Origin of the sequence: Bradyrhizobium sp. (assembly GCF_049798375.1) — a bacterium.
GTDB lineage: Bacteria > Pseudomonadota > Alphaproteobacteria > Rhizobiales > Xanthobacteraceae > Bradyrhizobium.
In genome coordinates, this window is sequence record NZ_JBARGP010000572.1 from 1 (window position 1) to 10,885 (window position 10,885).

Sequence of the window (10,885 nt, forward strand, 5' to 3'; positions counted from 1 at the left end):
TGGCCGCATTCCTTGCAGGTGTACTTGACCCGTGTCGTGCCGCGCTCGGCCGAGAGCCGGTTGGGCGCGCCGCATTTGCCGCAGACCGCCTCGATCCGCGTATTGCCCTGCTTGATTGCGAGGGTCCGCTTTTCCATGGCCTCGCGAACCAGCCGCTCTGCCTCTTCCCGCATCGACTGCTTCGACATATTCCCCGCCCAGATCAATCGGAAACCTTCGTCCGCCTCGTCTTGCCATGGCGGCATGACGGTTTGACAGCAGACGCTTACCTCCGAGGGTCTACACGATGCACTCTGCAACCGGCAAGGCGATACCCCGCCCCGGCGCAGAGGCGGGATCAGAATACGGCCTCGATGGCAGCGGGCGCGTCGCAAAGACCTTTTCCGAACCAGTTCCCGCCGATCGTGGGCCGGCAAGAAACGCCCATCATGCCACCTCTGGCGTCGAAGCGAGCAGCCGCCGCACCAGCGCGAGCGCGGTTTCGGTCGCCGGATCGGCCGCGGTCACCGGGACCGCCAGCACGATCAGGTCGACCTGGTCGTGCGAAAGCACGATGATGTGCGTGGCATGATTGGCGGCTATCAGCGACACCATGCGCTCGACCGCAGGGTCGGTCGCAGACAATCCCCAGGGGGCGTCGGGCCTGCGCAGCACGCGCCGCGTCGACAGGAACTCGCGCAACAGCGGCGGATCGTAGGCGGCGAGCTCGCCTTCGCGGTAGCGCCGCGCGCTCTCGAAGATCGGATGACGCGCGAGCTCGCCGATCAGCTCGTCGCGGGTGCGCGCCGGCGACGCCGCGACCGAGTTCAGGACCCCCGGCTCCTGCGATTCGAACAGCCCGCGCAAGCTATCGGTCATCAGGGCGATGGTCAGCACGCCGGCGACTGCGACGGCGCAGAAGCGGATCAGCTGCGCAGCATCGACATCCGGCGCCATGAAGGCTGCGGCAAGGCCGAGCAGCGCCGAGCTGATCAGCCGCAGCGCCATCAATATGAGCCCGTGGCGGCGCGTCTCTGCGCCACCGCCGGCGATCAGCATCACGGTGACCGTGAGCAGCGCACCGAGCGCGCCAAGCCGCACCGGGATATCCGGAAATAGCGTGCGAAAGTCGGTCAGGATAAACGGCAGCACCAGCAGCGCGCCGACCGCGAGCCGCGCCACGCTGCGGTTCTCTGAGGCCATCAGCGCGGTCCGATCGCGGGTCGCAAGCAGGCCGGCGCAAACCGCAATGCCGGCCAGCTGAAACAACGACAGTGCGATCGCGTAAGCCGTGTCGAATTGCGACAGGCCCGCCAGGCCCGCCAATGCGAGCAGGATGCCGCCGGCGAGCGCGGTCAGCTTGATCGCGCGGGGTGCATGCCGGCGCAGCATGCCCTCGGTGACGATCACAGCGCCGAGCGGAATCAGCGCAGCGGGAACGACGGAGAAGCGATCGAGCCGGGCGCTGCCGGTCCACCATGCCGCGCCGCGCACCAGGAACAGCGACGCGATCACGCCCAGCGCCACCAGCAGACGGAACGTCAGCGGGCTCCTTGGATCGCGCCGTGAGAGCGTCATCATGGCGACGCAAAGTCCGATCGCGCCGCAGAGATTGACGATGGAATCGGCGGTCATGCCCGGTGTCATCGGCCGCCTGCCATCATTGCGAAACCGCGGTTAGCGCCCATTGCGGTTCTCCCGCATTGCTCTGGATTCCCTGGGCCTCAGCGTGCCGAAGGCCCGCCTGTCATCCAGCCAATGGATCAGCGGCAGCACCAGGCGCTGCAGAGCCAGCACGGCGGAGGTGGCGAGCAGCGCCGGCAGCGAGCCTGATGGCACCTCGCGCATCAGATAGCGCCGTGCGCCCGTGAGATCGATGCGGCCGATCTGCAGCACATCGTCGCCTCTGATGTAGTCGAGCTCGCGCGCGCAGAACGCATTGTAGATTTCGTTGCGATGCTTGGGCGCGACCTCGAAACTCTTCTTCAGTGCATCGGAGCCGCCGGTATAGGCGTCGGTGATGACGAAGCGCGCCTCGTCAAAGCCGGCCTCGAGGCCAACGCCGAACACCGCGCGATGGTGCGTCATGATACCGCGCGCGATCTGCAGATGCGCGAAGCTCTGGCGGCTGCCCGGCAGCGGCGACGGATAGACGTCGGAGAAGGTGTCGCTGACCATGCCGACGACCGCCGGCACCTGCGTGACGTTGGAGATCCATTTCGGCCGCAGGCCGTCGCGCGCGAACAGCACCAGCGCGGTGAGGCCGTAAAGCACCCAGGACAGGCCCTGGCCGCGCACGTCGGGATCGACCATCACCAGTCCGAGATGCGTCACCGTGACCTGCTCGCCATCGAGCGCCAGATCCATCGCCGACAACGCATTGAAGGCGATCGGCTTCCCCGTCTCCTCATCGGAGATCAAGGTGATGATCGCGCGCTGCAGCCGCTCCGGCTCGCCGGAGAAGACGCCATAGCTGAGGCTTTCGGCCGGCAGCGTCTTGGCTGCGACCACGCGCAGTTGCGCGACCAGCATGTCGAGCTGCTCGCGCGGCAGCGACCGGCCAGGCGACTCGACGATGCGGGTGAGCTGGCGCGTACCCGTGCGCAAGGTGAGATCGATGGCCGGCTGCGACAGCGCCTTCAGCCAGAAAGCAACATAGCCCCGCAGCCGCGCAAGCGCCGCGAAGCTCGATCCTCTTCGTGCTGCCGGACTCTGCTTGTCGAGAGACACCATCTCCTGCCCCGATTGCGCATGATCATCGCCACCCTGCCCTAAAGGACATTGAGCGCCACCCGGCCCTGTAGTCGCAGGGTAAACGATCTCTTGCGCATCAGGGCTTTGCAAAGCAAGCGAAGGCGGATGCGATACGCACCCGCCGTCCTTGCATTGTCTGAGATATCCAGCGGATTACGCCGCCTTGGAGACTTCCATCAGCAGCCGCTCGGCCTTGGCATCCTCGATCCGGTTCACGAACCTTGAGCTCTCGTGATTGTCGCGCAGCGTCTTGGTCAGCGTGACGCAGGTCTGCACCAGCATGACGATGCCCATCGCCAGATAACCCTTCATCCAGAGATCGATCGGCAGAAAGAACACGCCGAGCGCGACCAGGAAGGCGGAGGCGGCAAAGGACGCGTAGGTGAAAGTAACCCAGGCACTGGTATGAGCTTGGACGTTCTGGTTCATGATAATCTCCTTTGGATTGAGCGATCAGGTTGGATTTCAGGTCAGGCGGCAGAAGCCGGGCGTTGGGCTTTCAACCGCGCCAGCACGTCGTCGGCAGTGGTCTTGATGCGTGGGCCAAAACCCTGCTCGGCCAGTCGTTCGGTAACACTCAGGGGACCGGTAGGGGCGTCGAGCGCCATCAGCGCTTCGTCGGCGGCCTGGGCCTCGATCTGCCGCTCGCGCAGGCGCTTCAACGTCGCCTCCGCTTCCGGCAAGGTGCATTGGTAAGGACGCGCCGCCTCGATGCCGCCGCGCCGCAAGGCACGCACCGCCTCGGATGCGCGCGCGATGCGCCGGCCGCGATCGAGCTCGCCGATCCTCGCTTCCGCGTTCGCAACATGCCGCTTCAGGCGGGCGATCTCGGCTGCAAACAGCGCCCGCGCCGTCTTGGCGGCATCCCGCTCGGCTTCGAGATTGGCGATCGCATGCGCCGCTTCGCGGGCGAGATCATCGCGGCCAGCGTCGAGCGCCGCGCTGGCGCGGACTTCGAGATCCGCGATGCGGGCACAGGTCGTCTCCAGGCGCTTGCCCTCCTGCTGATCCTGCGCGATGGCAATCGCCAGCGCCCGCTTGCTGCGATCGACCGCCGCGGCGGCGTCACGCATCTGCTGATCCAGGACCAGCAGCGCCGTCCGATCCTGCAATTCCTCCTCGGCCACGGCGACACTGCCGCGAAAAAGCGTCAAAACGGTCTTGAACATTGTTGGCTCCCTGCTATGAGCATCGCTCATGACGTTTTCGTAGCGCGAATATGAGCGATGCTCAAGGATTCTTTTGAGCAATGTTCAGGGGTATGGTTAACAATGTCCAAAACACTGGAGCGACGCGCCATGCTGCGCGAGCAGCTGATCGAAGCCGCGGAACGGGCCATGTCCGCCAGGGGACTGGCCGGCCTCAAGACACGCGATCTCGCCCAGGAGATCGGCGTCGCCAATGGCGCGGTCTACAATCTCGTCGCCGATGTCGACGAGCTGGTGCTCATGGTCGGCTCGCGTACGCTGGCGCAGCTCGACTTGGCGCTGTCCGAGGCTGAAGCCAATGGACCACCGGCGCCGGCCGAGACGCTGGTGCGTATCGCCATCGCCTATTGCGATTTCGCGGCCGCCAATCTCGAACTATGGCGCGCGCTGTTCGAGCACCGCATGGCGCCGGACAAGCCGCTGCCGGATTGGGCCGTCAGCGACCAGATGCATCTGTTTCGTCACATCCATCAGCCGCTCGCGCTGCTGTTTCCAGAGCGCCCGGTGGAGGAGATCAGCGTCACTGCGCGCAGCCTGTTTTCGGCCGTGCACGGCATGGTCGCACTCGGGCTGGAGCAGAAGCTGATCGCGATCCCGCTCGGCGTGTTGCGCCGGGAAATCGCGACCATGGTGCGGGCGATGGTGGCCGGGCTGCAGGCGCAGGCTGGAGCGGCGTGACGCCTGCCGGAGTTTAAGGTCAAGCGTGAACGCCTTTCACATGCAAGCGCGACCAAGGCCGGCATGCGATCAGAAACACGCTCGACGATGGCGTCACGTTGAGCGGCGTCGCATGGTGCTCGCCGATGTGGTAGGCGCGCCCCCGGCGCGATCGTAGAATTCGAGCACACCGAAGCGTAACAACCGTTAGCATGTTCTCAGAGCCGTCTTTGCGAGCGCAGCGACGTGTCTGCCGAAGCCCAACGGGCGAAGGCGGAAGCAATCAAGGGCCGAGAAGGAAGTCTGGATTGCTTCGTCGCTGCCGCTCCTCGCAATGACGAACCAATGCATAGGCCGGATGGACATCTTAGCCGATCTGGCGACCGCATTTACCGGCCGGAAAGAATTGTTATCGTTCAATCGCGCCATGGCACAGATACGCATGGACGTTCGCGACTCGCATGGGCAGCCACTGCCGGCGCTTTGCGACGAGTTTTTCGACCTTGGGCTTCCGGTCGATCATTGCCGCCTGGCGCAGAGCCTGTTGCGCATGATCCGCGACGATCACGGCCAGTCCGCCGCCCGCAGCGTCCACCTGATCCGCGACGGCGAGGAAATCGGCTCCTGGTCGATCGCGCGCGAGCACGCCGAAATCTCAGAGGCCAACACCGGCCTGCGCACACCGCCGGTCGCCGCCTGACTTAAACTGACAAACGAGCTATCTTGCCGCCCGCCTCAGGCACGGCGTGGATGCGCCTTCTGGTGCCAGGCCCAGGCCGAGCGGATGATGGTCGGAAGATCGGACCGTTGCGCCTTGAAGCCGAGCTCGCGTTCGGCATGGCTGGGATCGGCGACCAGGATGGCCGGGTCGCCGGCCCGACGCTCGCGCATCACCACCGGTACCGCCTCGCCGGTCTCGCGGCGGATCGCATCGACAATCTCGCGCACGGAATAGCCGGCGCCGGTGCCGAGATTGTAGACGCCCCCGGGATTGCCCTGCAGCAGCCGCTCGATCGCGGCGATATGGGCGACTGCGAGATCGTCGACATGGATGTAGTCGCGGACCGCCGTGCCGTCAGGCGTCTCGTAATCCTCGCCGAAGATCGCGAAATCGCCGACATGCCCCTGCAGCGCCATCAGCGCACGCGGAATCAGGTGCGTCTCGGGATCGCGCAGCTCGCCGGCCACGGCAGAGTCATCGGCGCCGCAGGCATTGAAATAACGCAGCGCAATCGAGGCAAAGCCATAGGCGGCGCGATAGTCGGCCAGGATCTGCTCGATCATGTATTTGGAGCGGCCGTAAGGATTGACGGTCGGCCCAGCCGCGCGCTCCGGGATCGGCTCGCGGCCGGCATTGCCGTAGACCGCGCCCGTCGATGAGAACACCAGCCGGTTGCAACCGGCGGCGCGCATGCCCTGCAGCAGGCCGAGCGTGCCGGTCACGTTGTTCAGATAATAGGCTTGCGGATCGGCGACGGATTCACCAACGGCGCTCGACGCTGCAAAATGCATCACGGCCTGCACGTCGAACTTCCGAATGGCAGCAGCCACCTTGATGCTGTCGGCGATGTCGCCGACCAGCAGCGGGCCCCACTGCACGAAGCTGCGATGGCCCGTCGTCAGATTGTCGTAACAGACCGGGAGAAATCCGGCCTCGGCGACCGCCTTGCTGCAGTGAGATCCGATATAGCCGGCGCCGCCGGCAATCAGGATCGCGCCTCTGTTGCCCATGATGCAAATACCTTCCTCGAAATCAATGTGCGGCCGGGCTTGCCGGCGAAATCCGCCGCACCATAGAGCATTGCCAGCGGCGAGACAAAAGCGCCTTGCGCACAACGTTAATCGACCCGGATCGAAGCGTTCTCTCGACGAGCGGCAGGACGCGCCGGTTCCGGATTTTTTCCGAAGTGCACGATGCAACGAACGTGCCCAGCCGCGCCGTTCCGAGCGCAGCTGGTCCGCGTCGTGGATTTGTCGTATGAAAACCGGCATATCCTGCTGTTCGCCAATCCTGCCGTTTCGCCAGGACCGAGCTGCACGCGGCGCGCCCATGGAGACACGCCCTTGAGTCAAGAATCCAGCATCGCGCCCGCTGCGCAGACGGCTGTCGCCAAAGCCGCACCGCCTGCTGCCGCCACACCGCCTCAGGCGCATGGCGCCGTGGCACGCCTCGCGATCCCCCTACTCGCAATCATCGTCGCGCTCGGCTTCGTGGCGGTGGCGACCGTGCGCTGGGACGCCTGGGTCGGCGCCGCGGCGACGCAGACCACCAATGATGCCTATGTGCGCGCCGACATGGCCAAGCTCGCAAGCCGCGTCGCCGGCGAGGTGCTGAAGGTGACGGTGACCGACTTTCAGCGCGTCAAGGCCGGCGACCTGCTGGTGCAGATCGATCCCGCCGACTACGAGGCGCAGGTCGCGCAGGCCCAGGCCACTGTCGACGGCGCGCAGGCCACGCTCGACAATCTGGGCAACCAGATCGAGCTGCAATATGCCACCATTGCGCAGGCCCAGGCCTCGCAGGTGGCGGCAGCCGCCGCCGACGTCGAGGCGCGTCAAGAGCAGGAACGCCAGCAATCGCTGTCCGAGACCGCGGCCGGCACGCGGCAGCGGCTTGAGCAGGCTACGGCCGGCTATGCGAAGGCCGAGGCCGATTTGCGCGCCAGCCGCGCCGTGATCGCCGCACAACAGCATCAGCTTGAGGTGCTGCAGGGCACCAAGAAGCAACGCGCGGCCGAGATCGCCGGCGCCAAGGCGCAGCTGGCGGCCGCCAAGCTGCGGCTGGGTTACACGCGGATCATGGCGCCGTTCGACGGCGTCGTCAGCGAACGCCAGGTGCAGCCCGGCGACTACGTCGATATCGGCAGCAATCTGATCGACGTGGTGCCGCTGCCGCATGTCTATGTGATCGCGAACTACAAGGAAACCCAGCTCACCCACGTGATGCCGGGCCAGCCCGCCGAGGTCACCGTCGACAGCTTCCCCGGCCAGACCTTGCACGGCAAGGTCGAGCGGATCGCGCCGGCGTCGGGATCGCAATTCGCGCTGCTGCCGCCGGACAATGCCACTGGCAATTTCACCAAGGTGGTGCAGCGCATCCCGGTGCGCATCGCGTTCGACGACAACCAGCCGCTGCTCGACAGGCTGCGGCCCGGCATGTCGGTCGTCACGCGCATCCGTGTCGACGGTGCCGGCGGCGATGCCGGAAAGTAGTGCGGCGAACAACGGCCCGGTCTCGCGCGGCGGGGTCGCGCGCTATCCGCTGTTCGCCGTCGGCGCGGTGCTGCTCGGCGCCTTCCTTGCCAATTTCGACAGCCGGCTGACCACGGTCGGCCTGCCTGACCTGCGTGGCGCCTTCTCGCTGACATTCGATGAGGGAGCCTGGCTCTCCACCGCCGCGATCGGCTCGCAGATCCTGGTCGCGCCGGCGGTGGCGTGGCTCGCCACCGCGTTCGGCCTGCGCCGCGTGCTCGGCATCCCGAGCCTGATCTACGCCGCGGTCTCGCTGGTGATCCCGTTCATCCACCATTATCCGACGCTGATCGTGCTCAGCGTTCTCCATGGCATGCTGCTCGGCACCTTCGTGCCGGCGACCTTGATGATCATCCTGCGCAATCTTCCGATCCGCTGGTGGGTGCCGGCGATCGCGATCTATTCGATCCGGGTCGGCTTCGCGCTCGACAGTTCGACGTCGCTGGTCGGCCTCTATGTCGAGCATCTCGGCTGGCAATGGCTGTATTGGCAGGGCGTGGTGATCGCGCCACTGATGGGGTTGATGGTCTATCTCGGCACGCCGGCCGAAGACGTGAACCATGGGTGCTTGAAGGAAGCCGATTGGGGCGGCATGCTGCTGCTCGGCACTGCGGTGGCGATGATCTATGCCGGGCTCGACCAGGGCAACCGGCTCGACTGGCTCAACTCCGGCACCGTGATCGCGTTGCTATCCGGCGGTGCCGCGCTGTTGGTCGGCTTCCTGATCAACGAGGCGCTGGTGTCGCAGCCATGGGCCCATTTCAAGATCCTGTTCTCGCGCAATATCGGGCTCACGCTCGTGATCCTGCTGCTCTACGCGTTGTCCGGCCTGTCGAACTCGTCACTGGTGCCGAACTTCCTCGGCACTGTTACCCAGCTTCGGCCTGAGCAGAGCGGCGCGCTGTTATTGATCTGGGGCGCGCTGCCGATGCTCCTGCTGGTGCCGCTGTCCATCTTCATGCTGCGCCATTTCGATTCGCGGCTCGCCATCGTGGTCGGCTTCACGGCCTTCGCCGCGGCAAATTTCCTCGGCACCCAACTGACGCACGACTGGGCACGCGACGATTTCATCGTCATCGTGATGCTGCAGTCGGTCGGACAGGCCTTCCTGGTGTTGCCGATCGTCATCACGGCGCTGTCGAATTCCGACCCGACCCGTGCCACCGCCTACGCCGCCTATATCCAGGTCATGCGGCTCGGCAGCGCAGAGATCGGCGTCGGGCTGATGGGCACCTGGCTTCGGGTGCGCGAGCAGATCAATTCCGCCTATCTCGGTCCGCATGTGCAGAGCGGCGATCCGGATGTGGTCAAGGTGCTACAGGCCTTGGTCAATCACTTCACGAGCCATGGCTCGGGTTTGGCGCAGGGACGCGCGATCAGTACGCTTGCGGCCGAAGTGCAGCGCGAGGCCAATGTGCTGGCCTATATCGACGCCTTCTGGCTGTGCTTCTATCTCGCCATCGCCGGTCTCGCGCTGACGGCATTGCTGACGCGGGCACCGAAAGGTCCGCTGTCACCAACCCCGCTCAAGATCGGCGCGGCGTTCCGCCGTCTCTGGCCGCAGCCGCGCTGACGGCGGCCCTACGCCAGCCAAATTGACAGGGTTATCTGTCCTCGGACGAGGCGCGCGGCTCAGACCAGTTCAGACCTTGCGGGTTCAGATTTGGCGACGTTGCGCACCTCGTCATCGACCGGTATGTCATGACGGATTGCACGGACAGACATGAACGACAGCTCGACCACATCGGCCAGCCGGCCCCGCACATTGCCCGCGCATCTCAGGCGGCTCGAAGCCGAGTCGATCGAGATCATGCGGGAGGTGGTCGCCGAGTTCAAGAAGCCGGTGATGCTGTATTCGATCGGCAAAGACTCAAGCGTCATGCTGCATCTGGCGCTGAAGGCCTTTCATCCGGCCCGGCTGCCGTTTCCGCTGCTACACGTCGATACCACCTGGAAATTTCGCGACATGATCGCGTTTCGCGATGCGACCGCGCGCCGGCTCGGTCTTGACCTGATCGTCCATGTCAACCAGGACGGCGTCGCGCGCGGCATCGATCCGATCAGCTCCGGCTCGTCCTTGCACACCCACGTGATGAAGACCGAGGCGCTGAAGCAGGCGCTGGACCTGCATGGTTTCGACGCCGCGTTCGGCGGCGCGCGGCGCGACGAGGAGAAGAGCCGGGCCAAGGAGCGCATCTTCTCGTTCCGCTCCAAGGGCCATGTCTGGGATCCGCGCAACCAGCGGCCCGAACTCTGGAACCTCTACAACACGCGGATCGCGCCGGGTGAATCCATCCGCGTGTTTCCGCTCTCCAACTGGACCGAGCTCGACATCTGGGACTACATCGCCTGCGAGGCCATCCCCGTGGTACCGCTTTATTTCGCAGCCGAACGCCCGGTCGTGAATCGACAGGGTACCTTGATCATGGTCGACGACGCGCGGCTGCCGCTCGAGCCAGGCGAGCGGCCTGAGCTGCGCCGCGTGCGCTTCCGCACCCTTGGATGCTATCCGTTGACGGGCGCGATCCCGTCCGATGCGGTGAGCCTTGATGAAATCCTGGCAGAGATGCGCGTCTCGCGCTTTTCCGAACGGCAGGGACGGCTGATCGACAGCGACGAGAGCGCGTCGATGGAGAAGAAGAAGAAGGAGGGCTATTTCTGATGACCTCCGCATCGTCAGAGAATGACGCTCCTCTCTCCAAAGGGAGCCGCAAAGACCTGCTTCGCTTCCTGACCTGCGGATCGGTCGACGACGGCAAATCGACCCTGATCGGCCGGCTGCTGCACGATTCCAGGCTGCTGACCGAGGACCAGGTCTCTGCCCTGACGCGGGACTCCGTGCAACACGGCACGGCCGGGGACGAGCTCGATTACGCACTCTTGGTCGATGGCCTGGAAGCCGAGCGCGAGCAAGGCATTACGATCGACGTCGCCTATCGTTATTTCGCAACCGAACGGCGCAGCTTCATCGTCGCCGACACGCCTGGCCACGAGCAGTATACCCGCAACATGGCGACCGGCGCCTCCAAGGCCGA

The 10,885-nt window shown here is 65.3% G+C and carries 12 protein-coding genes; 6 read left to right on the forward strand and 6 right to left on the reverse strand.

The features are described from left to right. The 5 genes from WA702_RS22935 to WA702_RS22955 all read right to left on the reverse strand — a co-directional run. The coding region (locus WA702_RS22935; RefSeq protein ID WP_425112847.1) for a hypothetical protein at nucleotides 1-188 on the reverse strand (188 nt) is incomplete at its 3' end. A gap of 238 nt (nucleotides 189-426) precedes the next feature. Further along, nucleotides 427-1,626, reverse strand: coding sequence for a hypothetical protein (locus tag WA702_RS22940; RefSeq protein WP_425112848.1), 1,200 nt, complete (start codon nucleotides 1,624-1,626; stop codon nucleotides 427-429). 30 nt (nucleotides 1,627-1,656) lie between these two features. Then, a complete protein-coding gene (locus WA702_RS22945; protein ID WP_425112849.1) occupies nucleotides 1,657-2,712 on the reverse strand; it encodes a hypothetical protein in 1,056 nt (351 codons plus the stop codon). A gap of 174 nt (nucleotides 2,713-2,886) precedes the next feature. Beyond that, nucleotides 2,887-3,162 carry a YiaA/YiaB family inner membrane protein gene (locus WA702_RS22950; RefSeq protein ID WP_425112850.1) on the reverse strand — a complete coding sequence of 92 codons (276 nt, stop codon included), beginning with the start codon at nucleotides 3,160-3,162 and terminating at the stop codon, nucleotides 2,887-2,889. Nucleotides 3,163-3,203: 41 nt separating this feature from the next. Beyond that, the gene (locus tag WA702_RS22955; protein WP_425112851.1) at nucleotides 3,204-3,902 is read right to left on the reverse strand and encodes a PspA/IM30 family protein; all 699 of its coding nucleotides are present in this window, start codon (nucleotides 3,900-3,902) and stop codon (nucleotides 3,204-3,206) included. Between the two features lie 102 nt (nucleotides 3,903-4,004). On the opposite strand from WA702_RS22955, the gene WA702_RS22960 reads away from it, so the two are divergent. Then, on the forward strand, nucleotides 4,005-4,619 hold the full coding sequence (locus tag WA702_RS22960; RefSeq protein WP_425112852.1) for a TetR/AcrR family transcriptional regulator: 615 nt from the start codon (nucleotides 4,005-4,007) through the stop codon (nucleotides 4,617-4,619). Between the two features lie 406 nt (nucleotides 4,620-5,025). Continuing rightward, on the forward strand, nucleotides 5,026-5,298 hold the full coding sequence (locus WA702_RS22965; RefSeq protein ID WP_425112853.1) for a hypothetical protein: 273 nt from the start codon (nucleotides 5,026-5,028) through the stop codon (nucleotides 5,296-5,298). Nucleotides 5,299-5,333: 35 nt separating this feature from the next. Here the strand turns inward: WA702_RS22965 and galE are convergent, their stop codons facing one another. Next, nucleotides 5,334-6,329: a UDP-glucose 4-epimerase GalE gene (gene galE, locus WA702_RS22970; RefSeq protein WP_425112854.1), complete on the reverse strand. Its 996-nt coding sequence runs from the start codon at nucleotides 6,327-6,329 to the stop codon at nucleotides 5,334-5,336. A gap of 333 nt (nucleotides 6,330-6,662) precedes the next feature. Here galE and WA702_RS22975 point away from each other — a divergent pair, with 333 nt between their 5' ends. From WA702_RS22975 to WA702_RS22990, 4 genes are all read left to right on the forward strand, one after another. Further along, on the forward strand, nucleotides 6,663-7,811 hold the full coding sequence (locus tag WA702_RS22975) for an HlyD family secretion protein (RefSeq protein ID WP_425112855.1): 1,149 nt from the start codon (nucleotides 6,663-6,665) through the stop codon (nucleotides 7,809-7,811). After that, a complete protein-coding gene (locus WA702_RS22980) occupies nucleotides 7,798-9,423 on the forward strand; it encodes an MFS transporter (RefSeq protein WP_425112858.1) in 1,626 nt (541 codons plus the stop codon). The genes WA702_RS22975 and WA702_RS22980 overlap by 14 nt, the downstream gene beginning before the upstream one ends. A gap of 150 nt (nucleotides 9,424-9,573) precedes the next feature. Further along, the gene (gene cysD / locus WA702_RS22985) at nucleotides 9,574-10,512 is read left to right on the forward strand and encodes a sulfate adenylyltransferase subunit CysD (protein WP_425112856.1); all 939 of its coding nucleotides are present in this window, start codon (nucleotides 9,574-9,576) and stop codon (nucleotides 10,510-10,512) included. Continuing rightward, the coding region (locus tag WA702_RS22990) for a GTP-binding protein (RefSeq protein WP_425112857.1) at nucleotides 10,512-10,885 on the forward strand (374 nt) is incomplete at its 3' end. The genes cysD and WA702_RS22990, both read left to right, overlap by 1 nt.